Origin of the sequence: Halalkalicoccus subterraneus (assembly GCF_003697815.1) — an archaeon.
Classification (GTDB): Archaea; Halobacteriota; Halobacteria; order Halobacteriales; family Halalkalicoccaceae; genus Halalkalicoccus; species Halalkalicoccus subterraneus.
Map to the genome: position 1 here is coordinate 1 of NZ_RDQG01000026.1, position 20,766 is coordinate 20,766.

At 65.7% G+C, this 20,766-nt stretch carries 22 protein-coding genes; 15 read left to right on the forward strand and 7 right to left on the reverse strand.

What is annotated here, in order from left to right; genetic code table 11:
• The 3 genes from EAO80_RS07675 to EAO80_RS07685 all read left to right on the forward strand — a co-directional run.
• On the forward strand, window positions 1-223 hold a 223-nt coding region (locus EAO80_RS07675; RefSeq protein WP_303645840.1), incomplete at its 5' end, for a putative PEP-binding protein.
• Complete coding sequence (locus EAO80_RS07680; RefSeq protein WP_122089340.1) at window positions 220-657, forward strand: PTS fructose transporter subunit IIB; 438 nt, start codon at window positions 220-222, stop codon at window positions 655-657. The genes EAO80_RS07675 and EAO80_RS07680, both read left to right, overlap by 4 nt.
• Before the next feature lie 265 nt (window positions 658-922).
• A complete protein-coding gene (locus EAO80_RS07685) occupies window positions 923-1,105 on the forward strand; it encodes a hypothetical protein (RefSeq protein WP_122089341.1) in 183 nt (60 codons plus the stop codon).
• A 4-nt stretch (window positions 1,106-1,109) separates the two neighbouring features.
• On the opposite strand, the gene EAO80_RS07690 is transcribed toward EAO80_RS07685, so the two are convergent.
• Window positions 1,110-1,859 (reverse strand): iron-sulfur cluster assembly protein, encoded by a 750-nt coding sequence (locus tag EAO80_RS07690; protein ID WP_122089342.1) that lies wholly within the window; start codon window positions 1,857-1,859, stop codon window positions 1,110-1,112.
• Window position 1,860: 1 nt separating this feature from the next.
• The gene (locus tag EAO80_RS07695) at window positions 1,861-2,922 is read right to left on the reverse strand and encodes an amidohydrolase family protein (RefSeq protein WP_122089343.1); all 1,062 of its coding nucleotides are present in this window, start codon (window positions 2,920-2,922) and stop codon (window positions 1,861-1,863) included.
• A gap of 113 nt (window positions 2,923-3,035) precedes the next feature.
• Between EAO80_RS07695 and EAO80_RS07700 the strand changes: the two genes are divergently transcribed.
• The 4 genes from EAO80_RS07700 to EAO80_RS07715 all read left to right on the forward strand — a co-directional run bounded on the left by EAO80_RS07700 (window position 3,036) and on the right by EAO80_RS07715 (window position 7,954).
• Window positions 3,036-4,073, forward strand: coding sequence for an NAD(P)-dependent alcohol dehydrogenase (locus EAO80_RS07700; RefSeq protein WP_122089344.1), 1,038 nt, complete (start codon window positions 3,036-3,038; stop codon window positions 4,071-4,073).
• A gap of 43 nt (window positions 4,074-4,116) precedes the next feature.
• Complete coding sequence (locus tag EAO80_RS07705; protein WP_245998526.1) at window positions 4,117-5,352, forward strand: PQQ-dependent sugar dehydrogenase; 1,236 nt, start codon at window positions 4,117-4,119, stop codon at window positions 5,350-5,352.
• Window positions 5,353-5,410: 58 nt separating this feature from the next.
• A complete protein-coding gene (locus tag EAO80_RS07710; RefSeq protein WP_122089346.1) occupies window positions 5,411-6,673 on the forward strand; it encodes a Zn-dependent hydrolase in 1,263 nt (420 codons plus the stop codon).
• 135 nt (window positions 6,674-6,808) lie between these two features.
• Window positions 6,809-7,954 (forward strand): acyl-CoA dehydrogenase family protein, encoded by a 1,146-nt coding sequence (locus tag EAO80_RS07715; protein ID WP_122089347.1) that lies wholly within the window; start codon window positions 6,809-6,811, stop codon window positions 7,952-7,954.
• Between the two features lie 4 nt (window positions 7,955-7,958).
• On the opposite strand, the gene EAO80_RS07720 is transcribed toward EAO80_RS07715, so the two are convergent.
• Together EAO80_RS07720 and EAO80_RS07725 are read right to left on the reverse strand one after the other, a co-directional pair.
• Window positions 7,959-8,540 (reverse strand): HalX domain-containing protein, encoded by a 582-nt coding sequence (locus EAO80_RS07720; protein ID WP_122089348.1) that lies wholly within the window; start codon window positions 8,538-8,540, stop codon window positions 7,959-7,961.
• A 202-nt stretch (window positions 8,541-8,742) separates the two neighbouring features.
• Window positions 8,743-10,014 carry an MFS transporter gene (locus tag EAO80_RS07725; RefSeq protein ID WP_122089349.1) on the reverse strand — a complete coding sequence of 424 codons (1,272 nt, stop codon included), beginning with the start codon at window positions 10,012-10,014 and terminating at the stop codon, window positions 8,743-8,745.
• A gap of 98 nt (window positions 10,015-10,112) precedes the next feature.
• On the opposite strand from EAO80_RS07725, the gene EAO80_RS07730 reads away from it, so the two are divergent.
• The 3 genes from EAO80_RS07730 to EAO80_RS07740 all read left to right on the forward strand — a co-directional run bounded on the left by EAO80_RS07730 (window position 10,113) and on the right by EAO80_RS07740 (window position 12,173).
• Window positions 10,113-11,147: a tyrosine--tRNA ligase gene (locus EAO80_RS07730; protein WP_122089350.1), complete on the forward strand. Its 1,035-nt coding sequence runs from the start codon at window positions 10,113-10,115 to the stop codon at window positions 11,145-11,147.
• A 98-nt stretch (window positions 11,148-11,245) separates the two neighbouring features.
• Window positions 11,246-11,650: a CBS domain-containing protein gene (locus EAO80_RS07735; protein WP_245998528.1), complete on the forward strand. Its 405-nt coding sequence runs from the start codon at window positions 11,246-11,248 to the stop codon at window positions 11,648-11,650.
• Window positions 11,651-11,711: 61 nt separating this feature from the next.
• On the forward strand, window positions 11,712-12,173 hold the full coding sequence (locus EAO80_RS07740) for a DoxX family membrane protein (protein ID WP_122089352.1): 462 nt from the start codon (window positions 11,712-11,714) through the stop codon (window positions 12,171-12,173).
• A 7-nt stretch (window positions 12,174-12,180) separates the two neighbouring features.
• On the opposite strand, the gene EAO80_RS07745 is transcribed toward EAO80_RS07740, so the two are convergent.
• On the reverse strand, window positions 12,181-12,513 hold the full coding sequence (locus EAO80_RS07745) for a winged helix-turn-helix transcriptional regulator (RefSeq protein WP_122089353.1): 333 nt from the start codon (window positions 12,511-12,513) through the stop codon (window positions 12,181-12,183).
• 155 nt (window positions 12,514-12,668) lie between these two features.
• On the opposite strand from EAO80_RS07745, the gene EAO80_RS07750 reads away from it, so the two are divergent.
• The 4 genes from EAO80_RS07750 to EAO80_RS07765 are packed head-to-tail and all read left to right on the forward strand — an operon-like array spanning window position 12,669 to window position 15,451.
• A complete protein-coding gene (locus EAO80_RS07750) occupies window positions 12,669-13,289 on the forward strand; it encodes a VOC family protein (RefSeq protein ID WP_122089354.1) in 621 nt (206 codons plus the stop codon).
• 29 nt (window positions 13,290-13,318) lie between these two features.
• Window positions 13,319-13,795, forward strand: a complete 477-nt coding sequence (locus EAO80_RS07755) for a VOC family protein (RefSeq protein ID WP_122089355.1) — start codon at window positions 13,319-13,321, stop codon at window positions 13,793-13,795.
• A gap of 1 nt (window position 13,796) precedes the next feature.
• Complete coding sequence (locus EAO80_RS07760; RefSeq protein ID WP_122089356.1) at window positions 13,797-14,372, forward strand: flavin reductase family protein; 576 nt, start codon at window positions 13,797-13,799, stop codon at window positions 14,370-14,372.
• A 35-nt stretch (window positions 14,373-14,407) separates the two neighbouring features.
• Window positions 14,408-15,451 carry a hypothetical protein gene (locus EAO80_RS07765; protein ID WP_122089357.1) on the forward strand — a complete coding sequence of 348 codons (1,044 nt, stop codon included), beginning with the start codon at window positions 14,408-14,410 and terminating at the stop codon, window positions 15,449-15,451.
• Window positions 15,452-15,491: 40 nt separating this feature from the next.
• Here the strand turns inward: EAO80_RS07765 and EAO80_RS07770 are convergent, their stop codons facing one another.
• Both EAO80_RS07770 and EAO80_RS07775 read right to left on the reverse strand, forming a co-directional pair.
• Window positions 15,492-17,780 carry a heavy metal translocating P-type ATPase gene (locus tag EAO80_RS07770; RefSeq protein WP_122089358.1) on the reverse strand — a complete coding sequence of 763 codons (2,289 nt, stop codon included), beginning with the start codon at window positions 17,778-17,780 and terminating at the stop codon, window positions 15,492-15,494.
• A 149-nt stretch (window positions 17,781-17,929) separates the two neighbouring features.
• The gene (locus tag EAO80_RS07775) at window positions 17,930-18,337 is read right to left on the reverse strand and encodes an SRPBCC family protein (RefSeq protein WP_122089359.1); all 408 of its coding nucleotides are present in this window, start codon (window positions 18,335-18,337) and stop codon (window positions 17,930-17,932) included.
• 85 nt (window positions 18,338-18,422) lie between these two features.
• Between EAO80_RS07775 and EAO80_RS07780 the strand changes: the two genes are divergently transcribed.
• Complete coding sequence (locus EAO80_RS07780; protein WP_122089360.1) at window positions 18,423-20,747, forward strand: ATP-dependent DNA helicase; 2,325 nt, start codon at window positions 18,423-18,425, stop codon at window positions 20,745-20,747.
• Window positions 20,748-20,766 lie beyond the last annotated feature (19 nt).

Here is a 20,766-nt window from a genome sequence, read left to right on the forward strand (position 1 = left end):
GAACGACGCGTGGGTCGGGATGTGCGGGGAGATGGCGGGCGATCCCGATCTCACGGAACTGCTCGTCGGGCTCGGACTCGACGAACTGAGCATGAGCGCGGTGACGATCCCCGAGGTGAAAGCCGGGGTACGAGCCCTCGACGCCGCCGAGGCCGAGGGGCTCGCGGATCGCGCGCTCGGATCGGAGACGAAAGGAGAACTCACGGAACGACTCGAACCATGAAACTCGTAGCAATCACGTCCTGTCCGACAGGTATCGCACACAGCCAGATGGCCGCCGAGAACCTGGAGCAGACGGCCGACAAACTCGGCCACGAGATCCGCGTCGAGATCCAAGGCGCGATGGGTGCCGAGGACGAACTGAGTAGTGACGAGATCGTGGCGGCCGACGCCGTCATCATCGCGTCGGATACATCAGTGAACCGAGACCGGTTCACCGAAAAGACGGTGGTGAAAGGCACAGTCAAGGACGCCGTCAACGACGCCGAATCGCTGATCGAGGAGGCCGTCGAGCGTGCGGGCGGGTCGAGCGACCCCGCCGAATCCGTGGCCACCGGCGGGGAACCGGCCGCCGGTGACGATGGGGACGAGCAACAGCGCCGCGGCGGTGATCCCGAGAAGGGGCTGTTCAAGCGTCTCAAGCGCCTCTTCAGCTGATCACGACCGGCTGCGCCACGACGGGGAATCGACGCCGTCCGACTGACGACACGTTCTTTTTCATTGTCGTCGTTGAGCGAAATCTGGTATCGGAACGGGCATAGCCGACGGAGCGATAGACGAGAACGCCGGTCACTGATGGATCGACTCGGCGTTTGCGGTTCGGTTTCGGTCCTTCGGTCCCCTGGTCACCCCTTTCGTGCTATCGATCGTGGATCACGGCGCATACCCGGTGTTTAATACTGACGGATACGTCGGTTCGCGTATGGCCGACGAGAGCACCTCCGACGAGAACGAACCCCGACTGGCCCACGGCACCGAACCCGACACCGCGCTCTGCCAGCGCTGTGGGAGCGAGTTCGAATGGACCGAAGACAGCTGTCCGGACTGTGGCTGGGAGAAATCCGAGTGGGTCGACGGGGGGCGCTACGGGCTCGGCGAGGCCTGACCGCTCAGTCGCTCGGGGAGCCGATCCGCGACGCGCCGAGGTTCTCACAGACGTGGCCCTGGCCGGTCATGTTCGTCGCTGCGAGCCGGCCCCTACTATGGACCGTCTCGAACTCGCTCGGTTGGATGGCCTCGCCCTCGGGCGTAACGAACAGCCGTTTTTCCGCTTCGTCGGCGATCCCGGTCGCGAGCGCCTTCTCGAGGTAACGTTCGAGCGACTCGGCCTCGACGCAGACCGAGAGATCGTGGTTCAGCCGGATCGTCGCACGGCTCGATTCGGGATCGATTGCGAGGTCCTCCCGGCGGAGTCGGGCGATCTGTTCGGGTTGTAGGCCCCCATCCAACAGGGACTCCGTCGCCCGGTACTGGCGTGCAACGCGCGCTTTCCCGTCGAGTTCGCGGCGAACCGATTCGACCTCGCCGTCGGCGTCCTCGAACGCCTCCCCGAACGCCAGGTCTCCATTCACTCCCTCGTTGATCTCCGCGGCGTGCATGTGGTCCCGAAGGCGTATTCTCGCCGTCGAGACCGCAGGATGAGCGGCCATGGCGTCCCGGGCATCGGCCATCATCATCCACGCGAACGCGGGCGAACACCACGCCGTCGGCAGCGTGAACGCGACCTCGACCGACCCGCCGTCGATCTCGATGTCCTCGATGTAGTCGAGTTCGACGATCGAGCGGTCGAGTTCGGGATCAGTTACCACTTCGAGACGCTCCTCGATCGTCTCGGGACTGATTCGGTGGGTTTCGCTCATGTCAGTCGTCCGCTACTGCGGTTCCTTCCCCGTACTGCTCTGCAAGCCCGAACTCCTCGCTGACCCCGTCGTCGCGGAGGATCTCCTTCTGGCGCTCGATGTCGATGTCGTAGAGCTTGGCGGCGTTTTCGCCCATGATCTTCTTTTTGACCTCCAGATCGAGTTCGACGCCGTACTCCTCGCGTTGCTCGGGCGTCATCTCGGCCTCCATCACCGCCTCGATGAGCCACTCGGGCTCCCAGATGGCGTAGTCGCTGCCGAAGAGGATCCGGTCCTCCCCGAGCCAGAAGAGCAGTTCGCCCATGATCTCGCCGAACTTTCTGGGTCTGCTTTCGGCCAGCGGCGCGGCGACCGCGAGCCCGCCGTAGACGTTCGGCTCCTGGGCGGCGATCCAGCAGAAGTCGTCGAGTCGGGGCAGGCCGACGTGTTCGACGACGAAGTTGAGTTCCGGGAACGACGTCGCCGCGTCGTCGACGTCGGCTACGTCGAAGGCGTCGCGGTTCAGCGGCCTAATCGTCGGGCCCTTGTGGGCGTGGATGTTCTTGATGCCGAGTTCGGCACACTTCTCGAGGTACTCGAAGCTCTCTTCGGAATCGAGACGCCACCCCTTCGAGTCGCCGTTCCATTCTGCGGTGTAGACCTTCGCGCCCCGGACGTCGAACTCCTCGGCCTGGCGTTCGAGTTCCTTCAGGCCTGCCTCGCCCTCGCGCGGATCGAACCGGCCGTTGACGATGAACCGGCTCGGGTGGTCCTCGGCGAGTTCCCCACACCGGTCGATCGTGTTGAACCCCTCCGTGTAGAACTCGTTGAGGTAGGTCGGCTGGAGGATCCCCATGTCGGCGTGGCCGTCGCCGAACATGTCCCGAACCATCCGCTCCTTGTCGTACTTGCGGTACTCCTCCAGGCTCCACTGGCGCTCCTCGGGTGTGAACCCCGTGTGATAGTCGTAGAAACAGCGAATGAACTGCTCGCCGCCTTCGTGGCTGATGTTGTCCTTGCTCGCGTCCCACCAGTGGACGTGCCCGTCGAGCACGAACACGTCCTCTCCCTCGTACTGATACATTCCGTGAGTGGCTAAGGATCCATTATAATTATAGTTTCGTACACCGGCGGTTCGACCCGAATCGCCTCGTACACAATCTTTTTGGCGGTATCAGTCGAGTATCGAGCCGTATTATGGACGCCGCGAGACTCCACGAGTACACCGAGGAGATGGGGGAGGCGCTCTCGATCGACGAGATCGATCGGCCCACCCCTTCGAGATCGGACCACGTCGTCGTCGAGGTCGAGGGAGCGGGCTGGTGCCAGACGGACAACCACATCATCGAGGGGATGTGGACCGACTACGTCGAGCAGGACCTCCCGATGACGCTCGGCCACGAGAACGCCGGGGAAGTAGTAGAGATCGGCGGGGAGGTCTCGACCGTGGAGGTCGGCGACAAGGTGCTCTGTCACCCCCACGTGACCTGCGGGGAGTGTCGAGCCTGCCGGCTGGGCGAGGACATGCACTGCGAGAACGCGGCCTTCCCCGGGCTTAACACCGACGGCGGGTTCGCGGAGTACCTGCTGACCTCCGAGCGCGCGACGATCACACTCGATTCGGTGGACCCAGTCGACATCGCGCCCCACGCCGACGCCGGGATCACCGCGTATCACGCGGTCAAGAAGGCGACCCCGAACCTCTTTCCGGGGAGTTATACGGTCGTGATCGGGATCGGTGGACTGGGTCACATCGGGCTCCAAGCGGTCGAAGCGATGAGCGCGACCACCACGATCGCCGTCGACCTCAAAGAGGAGGCACTGTCGCTTGCGGATCGGCTGGGCGCGGATCACACGATCAACTCCGCCGACGAGGACGTCGCCGAGGCCGTCGAGGCGATCACCGACGGCGCGGGCGCAGAGCAGGTGCTCGACTTCGTCGGCGCGGACCAGACGACGGCCCTGGCTCCCGACATCGTCGCGCCGGGTGGTGATCACCACGTCATCGGCTACGGCGGGCACATCCACGAGCCATCGCAGGCGCTGGTCAACGGCGAGTTCTCGTACGTCGGGAACATCGTCGGGAAGTACACCGAACTGCAGGAGCTCGTCGCGCTGGTCGAGGGGGGCGAGATGCACCTCGAGACGTCCGAGTACTCCCTAGATGAGATCAACGACGTGGCCGAGGCGCTCGAACACAACGAGATCGAGGGCCGGGCCGTCATCGTTCCCTGAACGGCGTCGAAATCGTGATACGACTAGCCCCCAACGGACGATCGTGAGCCAGCGCGCCACCCACGCGACGACCCGACGACGATTCCTGCACAGCGCCGCCGCGATCGGCGCGCTCTCGGCCGCGGGGTGTGTCGGCCCGTCCGACGACGAGCCGGGATCCGATACCGGCGGCGGGAACGGCACCGACGGTAACGAAAGTGATGGGGCGCCCGCCGGGTACGAGGTTGAGACGGTCGCCGAGGGGTTCGCGAACCCCTGGGCCATCGCGTTCCTCCCCGACGGCGGGATGCTCGTCACCGAACGCGAGGGACGGCTCTCGATCGTCGACCGGGAGGACGGCACCACCGAGACCGTCGGGGGCGTCCCCGACGTGTACGCTGTCGGGCAGGGCGGTCTGCTCGACGTGGTGCTTCACCCCGATTACCCCGACGAACCGTGGGTCTACCTGACGTACTCCGCCGTCAACGACGCCGGCGAGTCGGCGACCCACCTCGGCCGGGGGCGTCTCGACCGCGACGGCGGGCGGTTGGAGGGGTTCGAGGTGCTGCACGTCGCCGAGCCGTTCGTCGACTCGGACGGGCACTTCGGATCTAGACTGCTCGTCGAAAGCGACGCGCTCTATATGACCGTCGGCGACCGTCAGTCCAAGGAGTTCGGCCCCGACCACGTCGCACAGGACACCACGAACGAACTCGGAAGCACGCTCAGATTGGGACTCGACGGCTCGGTTCCCGGGGACAACCCGTTCGTTAACGACCCTGACGCGCTCGGTACGATCTACAGCTACGGCCACCGCAACCCGCAGGCCATGGCGACCCACCCGGTGACGGGCGCGATCTGGCAGGCCGAACACGGCGAGGAGGACGGCGACGAGATCAACGTGATCGAGGCCGGGGGCAACTACGGCTGGCCGGTCGCGAGCTACGCCTGCGAGTACGGCACCGACGACCCGGTCGGTGACGATCCCGACGAACGCGAGGACACCGTCGCGCCGGTATACTACTGGGAGTGCGGATCGGGGGGCTTCCCACCCAGCGGAATGACGTTCTACGATGGCGAGGCGTTCCCCGACTGGCGGGGCGACCTGTTCGTCGGGACCCTCGCGGGCGAGTACCTCGGGCGCTTCGCCGTCGACGGCCGGACCGTCGAGGAGCGCGAATCCCTATTAGAGGGCGAGGGCTGGCGGGTCCGGGACGTCGCGGTCGCACCCGATACGGGCCACCTCTACGTCGCCGTCGACGCCGAGGACGCCCCGGTCGTCCGCCTGCGGCCGGCGTGATCGACTCGTCGAAGCTACACAACACAACGGTAATTGTCCCGCGCTCTGCAGACGGAGTATGAACGTCGACGGAGACCGACTTCGCGAGGACATCGAGCGAACCGCAGAGTTCGGAGCGATCGAAAGCGACGAGGGGCGGGGACGGACCGTCAGGGCCGCGAGCGAGGAAAACGGCGAGGCCCGCGAGTATCTCGTCGAGCGGCTGGAGGACGCGGGTCTCGACGTGCGGATCGACGCGGTGGGCAACGTCGTGGGTCGGTGGACGCCCGAGAGCGCCGACCCCGATCTGCCGCCCGTGGCGGCGGGAAGCCACCTCGATTCGGTGCCCGAGGGCGGCATCTTCGACGGACCCTTGGGGACCTACGCTGCCCTCGAAGCCGTCCGGACCATGCAGGAAGCGGGAGCCGAACCGGAACGCCCGATCGCGGTCGTTTCGTTCACCGAAGAGGAGGGTGGACGCTTCGGTTCGGGGATGCTCGGCTCCTCGGTCGCGGTGGGAGGACGAAGCGTCGAGGCGGCGCTCGCGCTCGAAGACGACGACGGAGTGAGCCTCGAAGACGCCCTCGAATCGATCGGCTTCCGCGGGGAGGGGCGACTCAACGCCGCGGGCTGGGACGCGTGGCTCGAACTCCACGTCGAGCAGTCCGAACGCCTCGAAACGGTCGGTGTTCCAGTGGGGGTCGTCACCGACATCACCGGGATCACCCACTGTGACGTGACCATCGCCGGCGAAGCGAACCACGCGGGCGCGACGCCCATGGACGATCGAACCGACGCGCTGGCTGCGGCGAGCGAGTTCGTCCTCGACATCGAGCGGGCGGCAAACGAGGTGGTCGCGAGGGAGAGTGAGACGGCGGTCGGCACCGTCGGCAGCCTCTCCGTGAGCCCGAACGCGACGAACGTCGTCCCCGGACGGATCGAGTGTGGGATCGACGTTCGGGACATCGAGTCCGACTCGATGAACGAGATCGTCTCGCGGGCGCGATCGAGCCTCGCGCGCCTCGAAACCTCCCGGGGGGTCGAAACCTCCCTCGAACGGGAGTTCGACGTCGAGCCGGTATCGATGGCCGAACGCTGTCGAACGGCCGCCCGTGAGGCCGGCGAGGCCGCGGGGATCACGACGATGGCGATGCACTCGGGGGCGGCCCACGACACGATGCAGGTCGCACGGGTCACCGACGCCGGCCTCCTGTTCGCGCCGTCCCGCGGCGGCTACTCGCATACCCCAAAGGAGTGGACCGACTGGGACGACTGTGCGAGTGCGACGCAGGTGCTTGCGGGGGGAATGGCGCGGCTCGCGGGGACGACGATGGAGGGCTGATTTCTTGGCCCCGGCTCGTGTAGGGTCGGTATGGCACACCTCGCAAACGAACGTCCTGCCAAAACAAACGATAAACGTTTCATTTGTTTAGCCTCGTTTCACGAGTTATTTGTTCCTCCGAATCAATAAGGAGCTATGGAACTGCTTACCGAGGACGTCGTCCCCGAGTACGCCCGCGAGGTCAAAGCCGAGGCCCGCGAGTTCGCCGACGAACACATCGCCCCGAACGCCGAGGAGTGTTTCCGGAAGGGCGAGTACCCGTGGGAGATCCTCGAAGCCGGTCAGGAGGCCGGCCTCGTCGCCCAGGACATCCCCGAGGAACTGGGCGGGCGCGGGTTCGACCTCGTCGAGATGCTCGCGATCGCCGAGGAATTTTATAAGGCTGACGCCGGCATCGCCCTGACTCTCCAACTGGCGAGTTTCGGTGCGGAGATGGTCTACGAGTACGGCAACGAGGAGCAAAAGGAGGAGTATCTCGAACCCGTCGCTGCGGGCGAGCAGATCACCGGCCTCGCGGTCTCGGAACCCGATACGGGAAGCGACCTCGCGGGGATGACGACCACCGCAGAGAAGCGGGATGGAGAATACGTGATCAACGGCGAGAAGTACTGGATCGGCAACGGCGTGGAGGCCGACTGGGTTACGGTGTTCGTCCGGACCAGCGAGGAGAACGACCGCTACTCGAACCACTCGATGATCATCGTCCCGACGGACGCCGACGGCTACGAGGCCGAGCACATCCCCGAGAAGATGGGGATGCGCGCCTCGAAGCAGGCCCACATCACCTTCGAGGACGTACGCGTCCCCGAGGAGAACCTCGTGGGCTACGAGAACGGCGGCTTTCTCATGCTCGCGGACTTCTTCAACCACGGTCGGGTCGTCGTCGGCGGCCACGGACTGGGGATGGCCGCCGCGGCCATCGAGGAGGCCTGGGAGTTCGTCCACGACCGGGAGGCGTTCGGCCGGACGGTAAACGAGTTTCAGGCCGTCCAACACGGGCTGGCGGACATGCGCCTCGAGTTCGAGGCCGCCCGCGCGCTCAACTACCGGGCGGCGAAGAAGGTCCGTGACGGCGAGGACGCGGGGCTGTGGGCGGCGATGGCCAAGACGAAATCCACGGAGACGGCGACGATGTGTGCCGAACAGGGGATGCAGTTCCACGGCGGGCGCTCGATCTTCACCGACCGTCGGATCGCCCGTGTCTACCGCGACGTGCGCATTCCGGTCATTTACGAGGGCGCAAACGAGATCCAGCGCAACCTGATCTACCGCCAGTCCTAACTCGCTACGAGTCGATGTCGCGGAAGGCGGCGGCGTAGTCCTCGTGGGTCCGAAGCCCCTCGATGGTCTCGTCGACGGATTTTCTGAGGACCGTCAGGCGCTGTTCGAGCTGCCGGAACTCCTCGTTTCGTTCGAGTTCCGAGCGGGGTTTTTCGGTCTCCAAGACGGCACGTTTCGAAGCGAGGCTGTAGTACTCGCGCATCGTTTCGTCGTACTCCTGGCGGCGGTAGACCCGCTCGACGGTCGTGGCGAGTTCGTCGTTCCTGACGGGCTTGACGAGGTAGTCGTCGAAGCCCATCTCGATGATGTCGAAATCCGGATCGACCGCGGTGACCATGATCACCCGGCAGTCGTAGCCCCGCTCGCGGATCGAATCGAGGACCTCGTCGCCGGATTTGCCCGGCATTCGGCGGTCGAGAAGTACCACGGCGACGTCCTCGTCCATCGCTGAGAGGGCTTCGTCGCCGTCGTGGGCCGTCCGTACCTCCCATTCGTCGTCGAGCCAGGCCGCAAACAGCTCCGCAAGCTGGGGCTCGTCGTCGACGACGAGCACGACGGACGCGTCCGTTCCTGCGTCGATTGACATTTCCTAATTGTGGTATGATTCTCTATAGATATAAATTCGATGGTGCGTCGGTTCGTGTCGGGTTCAGGCGACAGCGTCGGCGTGTTTCATCCGGCGGCACGTCGAAAAGCGCGACGGCCTCGGAGACGTCATACAGACATGCGGACTGTTCGGTCGTGTCGGTATCCATGGTGACCCGAAGCCGGCAACGAAAACGTGGTCCCTAGTCGTCCGAACCGGTTTCGGCGGCTCGCGGCGACTCGGACCGATCGAGCAGCGTGAGCAGGCCCGCCGAGAGGCCCGCACCGATCAGCGCGAACGCGGCGAGAACGGCGAAGAAGGTCGCGAGGGAGAAGGCGTCGAGCAGGAATCCCCCGATAGCGATCGAGCCCGAGCCGAGACCGAACTCCCCGAGGTAGGTGTAGCCGTAGGAAAGCCCGCGGCTATCGGCGGACGTGTGGACTGCGACGGCGTCCTGATAGAAGGGTTGGATGGCAAAGAGGAAGAAGCCGAGCAGACCACAGAGGACGAGCAAAGGTGCCATTCCCATCCCCGTCACGGGGATGAAGGCCAGTGCGAGGGCTGCGAGAACGACGAAGATTCCGAGCAGACCCCGGGAAGGGATCATGCGATCAGTCAATTTGCCGCCGGCGTACTGGCCGACGATGCCCACGACGAGGAAGCCGACGTAGATGTACCGCGAGGGCTCGATCCCCTCGAGGTCGGGACCGACGGTGAAGCCTTCTAGTGCGGGCAGCCCCTGAAGGATCTCGGGCAGGTAGGTCAACATCCCGCGATAGAAGAGCCCCTCGAAGGTGACGATGACGAACACGAGCGCGAAAACGCTCGTGAAGAGGGTTCGGGTGTTGCCAAGCAGATCCGACAGCGATAGCGCCTTGTCGCTCGCCTCGGAGGCGTCCATTCCCTCGACGCCACCAGTCGGGTCGAAGTCCGCGGAGAGACCGTAGACCACCGCGAACAGCCCGGGAATCGCCAGCAGCGCGGCGACGAGCTGCCACGGGAAGAAGATGAGCAGTGTCGCGGCGACGAAGGGGCCCAGCGCGATGCCGACGTTGCCCGCGATGCCGTGATACGCGAAGACGGTGCCCCGTTCGGCGACGCCAGTGCTGATGAGCGAGAGCCCCGAGGGATGGTAGACGCTCGCGGCGAGTCCCCAGACGATCAGTCCGGCAGCGATGGCGTAGATGCTGGTCGAGACCGCGAGGACGAGAAAACCGAGGCTCATGCCGGCGAGACACGCCAGCACGAGACGTTTCGGGCCGTACTTGTCCGCGAGGATGCCCGCGGGAAGCGCCCCGAATCCGAACAGTCCGTAGCTGGGCGCGAGCACGAGCCCCAGGACGGCGACCGAGACGTCGAACTCGGCGAGCCACACGACCAGAAAGATCGGAATCGAGGTCTCGAACCAGTGGACCAGCGAGTGGCCCGCCATTGTGAATCCGGCGATCGACCTGTCGTTCGCGGAGAGCGCCATTCGGTACCTCTAGTCGGCCGGTCGAGCTATTTAGCCCCGTTGCTTGGAGCGACTCGCCGAATCGAACCATTTACCCCGGTCGGTTGGCTCCCCCCGGTATGAACACCGCGGAGCGAAAACGCCTCGTCACCCGCCACACCGAGGAGGTCGTCACCGAGGAGGAACTCGACGACCTCCTCGAGGAGTCCGATCCCAGCGTCTACATCGGTTACGCGCCGACCGGCCAGATGCACATCGGCCACTTCACCACCATCCGCAAGCTCGCGGACTTCCTCAGGGCGGATATCGACGTCACCGTTCTCGTCGCCGACCTCCATGCGCATCTCGACGACGAGAAGAGCCCCTTCGAACTCCTCGAGGCGCGTTCGGCGTACTACCGCGCCGCCATCGAGGCGATGGTCGAGGCCGCGGGTGCGGACCCGGACCAGATCGAGTTCGTCCGAGGGACGGAGTTCGAACTCGAGGAGCCATACACCCTCGAACTCTACCGCCTGCTCGCAGATACGACGATCTCACGGGCCCAGCGAGCCGGCAGCGAGGTCGTTCGCCAGTCCGACAACCCCAAACTCGGTGGCTTGGTCTACACGCTGATGCAGAGCCTCGACGTCGCCGCGCTCGGCGCCGACATCGCCTACGGCGGGATCGACCAGCGGGGGATCTACATGCTCGCGCGCGAGATCCTGCCCGAGCACGGCCACGACAAACCGCTGTGTCTGTTCGCACCCCTTCTGTCGGGCCTGTCGGGCGGGAAGATGAGCGCAAGCGAGGCCGGCTCGAAAGTGAACCTCACCGACGACCCCGAGACCGTAGGCGAAAAGATCGATGGCGCGTACTGCCCGCAAGGCGAGGTCGAGGAAAACGGTGTCCTCGAATATCTCGAGCACCTCGTCTTTCCGATCCTCGAACTCGACGACGAACCGTTCGTCATCCAGCGCCCCGACCAGTACGGCGGCGATATCGTTTACGAGGACTACGGCACGCTCGAAGACGACTTCCTCGCCGGCGAACTCCACCCTCAGGACCTGAAGGGGGCAACCGGCGAAGCCATCGGAGAGATCATCACCCCCATCCGCGAGCGCTTCGAGCGCGAACCCGAACTCCTGCGAGAGGCCTATCCCGAACAGGACGACTGATCCGCTCGGCAATTTTTGTGCGCTGTCCCACCGTTTATTACTGAGGCCGTTCTCGTAATGAACGATTAATAATGATAGATACGCCGGTTACCGGCCTCATGACGGCACCGATTCGAACGATCGACCGCGAGGAGACGGGAGTCGCCGCGGCGAGGGAGCTAACGGACCGTGGGATCGGCTCGCTCGTCGTGGGCGAGGACCGTATCGAGGGGATCGTCACCGAGACGGACATCGTCGCCGGGGTCGCCGAGGGGATCGACCTCTCCGAGACGCCCGTGGCGGCGCTGATGAGCGATCCCGTCGTCACGATCTCGCCAAGCGACTCGGTTCGCGAGGCCGGCGAACGCATGGGTCGGAACAACGTCAAGAAACTGCCGGTCTCGCGAGACGGCCGACCCGTCGGGATCGTGACGACCACCGACCTAGCGCGGTTCGTCCCCGAAAGCACCGTCAGGATGTCTCGCCAGCCCGAACCGGAGATCGAAAAGGGGGAGTTCGAGTGACCTGTGTCGGAGTCGGTCGCGAAGGGTTATACCGTCGGCAGTCATAGCCCCGATCCAATCGATGGGTTTCGAGCTTACCGTTGTGCTGAGAGTCGTCTCCACGACCCTCGCTCAGGCCACCGTTTTCGACGCTCCGCTCGCCGCCGAACTGTTTCTGATCGGTCGGGTCCTGTTCGGCAGCGTCCTCGCGTTCAACGGGTTGAACCACTTCCTCGACGTCGAGGGGATGACCGAGTACGCCGACTCGAAAGGGGTTCCCAAACCGAGGGGTGCGGTCGTCACGACCGGTGGGATGTTGGTGGTCGGCGGCTTGGGGACCGCCCTCGGGCTGGTACCGACGTTCTCGACCGGCGCGGTCGCGACCTTCCTGCTGGTGGTGACGCCGATCATGCACGACTTCTGGGCGATCCCGGCCGCCCAGCGGGACCAGGAGGTCATCCACTTTACGAAAAACGCCACCATGTTCGGGGCGGCCCTCGTGTTGCTGGCGTTGAGTGCGACTGCGTGGCCCTACGCGCTGTGAGTCGGGCCTACAGCCACTCCTCGGCCCAGCACTCGATCTCGTCGAAGACCGGACAGAGCGACCGCCCCTTCTCGGTGAGGCTGTAGTAGGTCGCAACCGGAGCGTCCTCCTCCAGCCGTCGCTCGACGAACCCCAGTTCCCGCAGATCGTCGAGCACACGCGAGAGCGTCCGGGCGTTGGCGTCCGTCGAGCGCTTGAGTTCGTTGAAACGCTTCTCGCCGCCCTGCAGGTCGTGGAGCACGACGAGTCGCCACTGCGAGCCGATCTGTCCCAGCGAGTCGACGACCGCACAGGGGCCGTCGGCATTGCGCTCGACTTCGTTTTCGGTGACGGATGACATCGGTGTTACCTGGTGACCCGTACGTCCGCAAACCGATATATGGGTTCGGTTCGTATAGCAGGTTACAGAGTGTTACCGTATGGTCGCACTGGGAGCGCTCATCCGGTTGAAGTTCGATCGACACGCAAAAACACACCGAACTCGATATACGAACCATGCCCGACGAACCCACACCCGTCAGCGCCGAACTACCCGACAGTCCGATCCGTCTCTCGGGAACCGACCACATCACGCTCATCGGAAGCAACGAGGCCGATACCGTCGAATTCTATCGCGACTTGCTCGGAATGCCGCTCGTGCTTCGCCAGCCCAATCTCGACCAACCGGAAGTCACACACCTGTTTTTCGACACCGGCGACGGGCGGATCCTCACCTTCTTCGTGAGCGATGACCGCGAGTCGGATCCTCGACCCCAACGGACGGGACTGGGCGCAGTGCATCACCTCGCCTTCAGCGTCGAACCCGAACGCTTCGTCGAGACCAAGGCGGCCTTCGACGAGGCCGACCACCACTACAACGAGTTCGACCGCGGAGCGTTTCACTCGATCTACACCCGTGATCACAACGGGCTCGTCCTCGAGTTCGCGACCGACAAGTTCCACGTTCCCGACGACCGGCGCGCGGAGGTGCTCGCGACCGCCCAGCGCATCCGAGTTGAAGCGGGCGCCGACTACGTCAAGGACGAGCACATGGAAGCGGCGCTCGAAGAGCTCGGCATGGAGATCGATCCCTACGACCTGCCCGACGCGCCGACCGGCGCGGGCTACGACCGATAATCGCGTTCCGACAGAAACCGACACAACCAATGACAGAGGCACCACCGACCACCGGACTGCACCACGTGACGAACATCTGCACCGACATCGAGGAGACGAAGGCGTTCTACGAGGAGGTACTGGGTTGGCACACCGTCAAGCGTACCCAGAACTACGACGATCCCGGGACGCCGCATTACTACTTCTCCTCGACGCCCGAGGGCGAACCGGGAACGAACGTCACCTACTTCGAGTATCCGAACTCCCGTGGCCAGCCCGGTCCCGGCGCGTCCCATCACTTCGCGTTCGGCGTCGAGGACCGCGAGACCTTAGAGGAGTGGCGCGAGCATCTCTCGGAGCACGGCGTGCGGGTCTCGACCGTGAAGGACCGCACGTACTTCGAGAGCATCTACTTCAGCGATCCCGACGGACTCGTCTTCGAACTCGCGACGCAGGGGCCGGGATTCGGCGTCGACGAGGAGGTACCCGGAAACGAGGAGATCGACCCCTTCGCGGGGAGTGAGTGAGATGGAGGTCGATATCGACGAACTCGATTCGGCCTATCGCCTGCTCGCCGGTTCCGTGATCCCTCGGCCGATCGCATGGGTCAGCACGCGCGGCGAGGACGGCGAGAACCTCGCACCCTACAGTTTCTTCAACGTCGTCTCGGTCGCTCCCCCCGTGGTGATGTTCGCGCCCGTCGGGGTCGGCGAGGACCTGAAGGACACGCCGCGAAACGTCCTCGACACCGAGGAGTTCGTCGTCAACGTCGTGACGATGGACCTCGTCGAGGCGATGAACGCGACGAGCGCCACAGTCGAGAAAAGCGAGTTCGAACACGCCGACCTCGAACGCGCGGAAGGCGTCCGGGTCGACGTCCCGCGGGTGGCGGAGGCGAAAGTCGCCTTCGAGTGTGAACTGTACAACTTCGTCGAGATCGGCCGCTCGTCGATGGTGCTCGGCGAGATCGTCTACGCGCACGTCGCCGAGGACGCGACTACAGGAGGAAAAGTCGACGTGACGAAGCTCGACGCCGTCGGGCGGCTCTCGGGGAGCTATTACGCGAGCACGCGCGATCGCTTCTCGATGGAACGTCCGCCCTGACCGGGGATTAAGCCGTTGGCGTCCCTATCGGAGGTATGGCACTCTACGATGCCGTCTCGGACCTGTCCGTCGAGATCGATGACGTCTCGCTGTCCCGGCGCGAACGCGACACCTCAAGCGGGTTCACCCGCGTCACTACGGTGATCTCGTTGTCGGGCGGCGGCGAGGAGGGAAAGGGCGAGAACGTCACCTACGAGACGGCCGATCACGACGCGCTTCTGGAGGCGGGTGCGCCGAATCTGGCGGGCGAGTACACCCTTGAGGAGTTCTCCGAGACGGTCGGCGATCTGGACCTCTTCCCCGAGGGGCCGAGCCGACCTGATTTCGAGAACTACCGCCGATGGGGATTCGAGAGCGCCGCGCTGGACCTCGCGCTCCGACAGGCCGACACAGACCTCCCGAGCGCACTCGATCGCCAGTACGACCCCGTTCGATTCATCGCCAGCATGCGGCTGGGCGATCCCCCGAGTACGGACCGCGTCGAGCGATTCCTCGAGAACGACCCCGATATCGAGTTCAAACTCGACCCCACGAGCGAGTGGGACGAGGCGCTGATCGAACACCTCGCCGAGACGGACGCGGTCCGGGTGGTCGACCTCAAGGGTCAGTACAAAGGGACGGAGGTCGATCAGGCGCCCGATCCTGAACTCTACGAGCGGGTGGTCGAGGGGATCCCCGAGGCCGTGATCGAGGATCCCGCGCTCACCGAGGGAACCCGGCCCGTACTGGAGGGCCACGAAAACCGCGTCTCGTGGGACGCCATTATCCACGGGCTCGCGGACGTCGAATCGCTCCCCTGGGAGCCCGAGTGGCTCAACATCAAGCCCTCGCGCTTTGGCTCGATCGAATCGCTGTTCGAGACGATCGAGCACTGCGACGAGCGCGAGATCACCATGTACGGCGGCGGCCAGTTCGAACTCGACGTCGGACGGGGCCAGATCCAGGCGATCGCCTCGCTGTTCTACTCCGAGAACCCGAACGACGTCGCGCCCGGCGCGTACAACGATCCCGAGATCCCAGAGGACCTCCCGACGAGCCCGCTCTCGCCGCCCGAAGAGTCGGCAGGCTTCCGATGGTGATTGGCCCATGCCCGGCGTCGGGTCCCGACTTGACCGGCCTTCAGTCGGCGCCGAACGACTCGGGATCGATCCGCGAGAGGCGCATCGCGTTCCCGGTCACGCCGACGGTCATCCCGGCGTCGCCGACCAACACCGCGATCGCGACGGTGACGTAGCCGAGCGGGACGCCCACCGCGAGCAGCGCCTTGGCGGCGAGGCTCGCCCAGACGTTCTGGCGGATGACGCCGTTGGCCCGGTGTGAGAGTTCGTAGAGGTACGGCAGCTTCGAGAGGTCGTCACCCATCAGCGCGATGTCGGCCGTTTCGAGGGCCGTGTCGGTGCCCGCCGCACCCATCGCGATCCCGACGTCAGCGGTCGCGAGCGCGGGTGCGTCGTTGATCCCGTCGCCGACCATCGCCACGGTCCCGTCCTCGGAGATGAGGTCCTCGACCGCGTGCACCTTGTCCTCGGGCAGCAGTTCGGCGCGAACGTCGTCGACGCCGACGGCCTCCGCGACCGCCCGCGCGGTCCGCTCGTTGTCGCCGGTCAGCATGACCGTCCGAACGCCCGCCTCCCGGAGGTGCTCGACCGTCCGCCGCGCGCCCGGGCGGACCTCGTCGGCGACCGCGATGATCCCTTCGAGCTCGTCCTCCCGCCCGACGAGGACCGCCGTCTTCCCCTCGTCTTGGAGCCGCGGGATCGCGTCCTCGACGAGGTTCAGACAGCCCTGCCGGTCACAGAGGTCCCTGACGTCCGCCGAGAGCGCCCCCTCGCCGACGACGTGGGCGTGTTCGAGGTCGAACCCCAGGTCGCCGAACAGCCCCGGCTTTCCGGCGTAGTGGGTGATCCCGTCGAGGTCGGCCCGCACGCCCCGGCCGGTGAGGCTCTCGAACCCCGAGACTGCACGCGACTCGATGGCAGACTCGCCGGCGTGGCCGACGATGGCCTGCCCGATGGGGTGTTCGCTTCGCTCTTCGAGCCCGCGGGCACACCGCAGGACGTCCTCCTCGTCGTGATCGTTCAGCGCGAGCACGTCGGTGACCGCGAGTTCTCCCTTCGTGAGGGTCCCCGTCTTGTCGAAGGCGACGGTTCGAACCTCGCCCATCGCCTCGAGGCGGTCGCCACCCTTGATGAGCACGCCGTTGCGTGCCGCGCTCGTGATCCCCGAGACGACGGCGACCGGCGTCGAGATGACGAACGCACACGGACAGGCCAGGACGAGCATCGTGATGCCCGCAACGAACCACGTCGTCCACGGTGCGCCGAGGACGAGCGGCGGGACGACGGCCGTGAGGACCGCCACGCCGACCATGATCGGCGTGTAGTAGCCCGAGAACCGGTCGACGAACTGTTCGCGTTTCGTCCGGTTGCGCTGGGCGTCCTCGACGAGCGAGACGATCCGCGAGAGGGTGTTCTCGGACGCCGTCGCCGTCACCTCGAGTTCGAGGTAGCCCTCCTCGTTGATCGTCCCCGCGTAGACCTCCTCGCCGGGCGCCTTGTCGACGGGTACCGACTCGCCGGTGATCGGGGCCTGGTTCACCGCGCTCTCGCCCTCGCGCACGACGCCGTCCATCGGAACCTTCTCGCCGGGGCGGACGATCACCCGGTCGCCGACCCTGACCGCGTCGACGGGAACCGTCTGCTCCGTCCCGTTGCGCCGCACCGTCGCCTCCTCTGGGGCGAGGTCCATCAACTCACGCAGCGAGTTCCTCGCCCGGTCCATCGAGTAGCGTTCGAGGAGTTCGGCGACGTTGAACAGGAACGCCAACACCGCGGCCTCGGAGAACAGGCGCGTCTCGGGCCCGAGCAGGCTCGCGAGGACGGCGGCGGTGATCGCGAGGCTCATCAGCAGGTCGATGTCCAGCGAGCGGTTCCGCGCCGAGTAGTAGCCGTTTTTCAGGATCACCTGCCCGCCGGCGACGATCCCGACGAGGAAGAACAGGTCGGCGAGCGCGAACTCGACGCCGAAGACGGTCGCGGCGACCGCGTTCTCGAGGACCGCGAGGAACTCGACGGCCAACCCGAGCGCGAGAAACAGCCCGCTGATCCCCGTCTTGATCGCCCGTCCGCTCCGCCAGATGGCGTCGCGTTCGTCTTCTGCCGCATCCGACTCGATTCCGTCACCCGAGTCGATCGCGTAGCCCGCACGCCGGATTCGGTCGGCGATCGCGTCCGCGTCGGTCGCGGCGGGGTCGAACCGGACCCTGACGGTCCCGTCGGTCACGACCGGTTCGACCGACTTGATCCCCGCCAGCCGCTCGACGCTGCGTTCGATCTTCGTCGCACACGAGGGACAGTCCATTTCGGGGACGTCGAACGCGGCGATCTCGCTTCGATCCGCATCACTCATTGTCCCTTCTTTGCCCCGAAGGGTTATTAATCGAACTGTGAACTCTTGCCATCTCCCTTACTAGCGACTCATAAGTAGAGGGTATCAGAATTATTAACTCGGGCGGGCCGGACGTCCTGTCCTCCCAGACGAACGGTGACGCTACTGGATCACCCGGTTCGTTCGGCCAGTCGGGCGATCCGCGAGAGTGCGAGCCGACAGACGGGCGCGTAGCCCGCCGCGAGCAGCGGTAGCTCGAAGACCGCCCGACAGGAGCCGGAGCCGTTTCGGGGATCGATCCGGTGGCCCGTCGCCGGAACCCCCGCGACCTCCCACGTCCAGCGATACCCGTCGCAGTAGGTGATCTCAAACGGGAGCCCGATCCCGCCGACGAGTCGAACCCGGCCGGTCGAGCCGGTTCGGATCCCGCGCTCTTGGCACTCGACGTCGGTGATCGAGGGGCTCCACTCGGGCCACCGGTGGGTGTCGATCAGCAGCTCCCAGACGTCCCCGGCCGGCGCGTCGATGGTTCGGGCGATGTCGACCGTTCGCCGGGTGCTGCCGGACGTTCGATCCATGAACGGGGTTGGCGGCCAAGGTTCAAATACGGTCGGCGGACCAGCCTTCGACAGGTCTATGCAACGCCCACGGGGAGTACCTCCCATGCCCGCTTGGCACGACGTCTTCGGTCACGACGAGCCATACGAGAGTCAAGCGGACGGTATCGAAACCGCGATCGAAACCGCCGACGACCGGGGATTTACCGTCCTCGAAGGCGCCTGCGGAACCGGGAAGACGATGCTCGCGCTCACCGCCGGAATCGACCGGGTGCGCGACCCCGACAGCGACTACGAGCGGGTCCTCGTCCTCACCAGCGTCAAACAGCAGCTCCGGCAGTTCGAGACCGACCTCGAAACGATCAACGCGAACCTCCCCGAGGGGTGGAATCCGGTTTCGGGGCTGACGTTGGTGGGAAAGGCCGACGTCTGTCCGTACAACCGCGAGAACGCGGGCGGCATCAATGGGGAGAACGTCTACGACCGGTGTGAGACCTTACGCGATAAAACGCGGTCGCTGGTCGGCGACGGCGGGACCACGAGCGCGAGCGCGCTGAGCGCCCAGGCGCGAAGCCAGCAGGTCGGGCTGGCCGACAGCGGGAACGCTGGTGGCGAGTTCCTCGAAACCGCGGGCGAACCGACGCCGTACCCGTCCGAACTACCCGAACACGAGGACGTCGAGTACTGTCCCTTCTACGCGGGATATCTCGACGACCTGCCGGAGGACGGCGACGCCATCGAGTCCGTTCCCTTCGACATCACCGAGCAGGGCCATCTGACGCCCGCGGAGCTCGTCGGGCTGTCGGCCTCCTACGGCACCTGCCCCCACTCGATGATGGGCGCGCTGCTCCCCGATGTCGAAGTCGTCGTGGGAAACTACTACCACGCGTTCGACCCTCTCACGACGGGCTCGTTTACCGGCGCGTTGCTCGACGAGTCGACCTTCCTGATCTGCGACGAGGCCCACATGCTCGAACCGCGGGTTCGGGACCTCGTCAGCGACGGAGTAGCAGACACCACCCTCCGGGACGCTGAGACCGAGCTCACGCGGGTGATCCAGGCCGCCGAGACGGCCCCAGAGACCGCCTCCGAAGGCGCTACCGCCGACGCCCGGCTCGTCCGCGAGGAGTTAGAGGACAGTGACGTCACCCTTTCCGAGTGCAAGGAGCTGCGGGCGTTTCTCGCTGACCTCCGCGAAGAACTCGACCGGCGAGTCGAGGACCACCTCGAGCGCGAACACGGTGGCTGGAAGGCGGACCTCTCCGTCCTTCCCGACGACGAGATCCCGCTTCGCGACCCCGAGGAGCCGGGACGGGACGGCATCTCGGAATGGGCCGAGGAGGCGGGCTACGACGGCGGGACGTGGGTACGCGCCCGATCGGTCGGCGCGATCGTCGAGCGGGTTCTCGATACTGCGGAAGACGAAGAACGCACCCGGGCGACCCCGGTAGTCGGCCGCCTGCTCGGGAGCTGGTATCAGGCCGACCACGAGAAACACTTCCGCGAGATCGAGCTGGAACGGACGTGGAACGACCTCGAACCCGAAGGGTCGTGGCGGCGGGCCTACAGCGCCCGGCTGGCGCTGTTCAACTGCGTGCCGGGCGACGCCATCGGCGACCGACTCGCGGAGTTCGGCGGCGGCGTGCTGATGAGTGCGACCCTTGAACCGCTCGACGTCTTTCGGGAGGTCACCGGGCTGGACGCGCTCGCGGAGGACCGCCCGGTCGTCGAGCGGACCTTCCCCATCGAGTTCCCCGCCGAGAACCGCGCGAGCTTCGCGGTGGACGCCCCGAAGTTCACCTACGCGAATCGCGGCAACCCCGCTGAAGAGAACCCGACGCGCCGGCTCTACGGCGATCTGCTTGCCGAGGTCGCCGACAGCCCCGGCAACGTCCTCGTCGGGATGCCGAACTACGCGGAGGCGGCCTGGGCCGCCGGAGTGCTCGAAGCCCGAATCGACGGACCCGTACTGCTCGACGAGAGCTCCGGCGACGGCGAGACGGAGGCCCTGAAACGCGAGTTCTTCGGCGGCGAGGAGAAGGTGCTGGTGACGAGTCTCAGAGGAACCCTAACGGAGGGCGTCGACTACAGCGGCGACCGCCTCTCGGCGGCCGTGATCTGTGGCGTGCCGATCATCAACACCGCGAGTCCGCGGACGAAGGCCGTTCGGACCGCCTACGAGCGCGCCTTCGGCGACGGGTTCGAGTACGCGTTGACGGTGCCGGCGGTGCGCAAGGCCCGCCAGGCGATCGGGCGGGTCATCCGCGGGCCCGAGGAGGTCGGCGTGCGCGTGCTACTCGACGCCCGGTATGCCCGTGAGTCGTGGGACGGGGTCAGAAAGCACTTCCCCGAGGGCGAACGCGAGGAGTTCCAGCCCGTGAGTTCTGACATGCTCGGGTTCGGTCTCAAACAATTCTGGGAGCGCCACTGACTATACGCGGGCGCTCCAA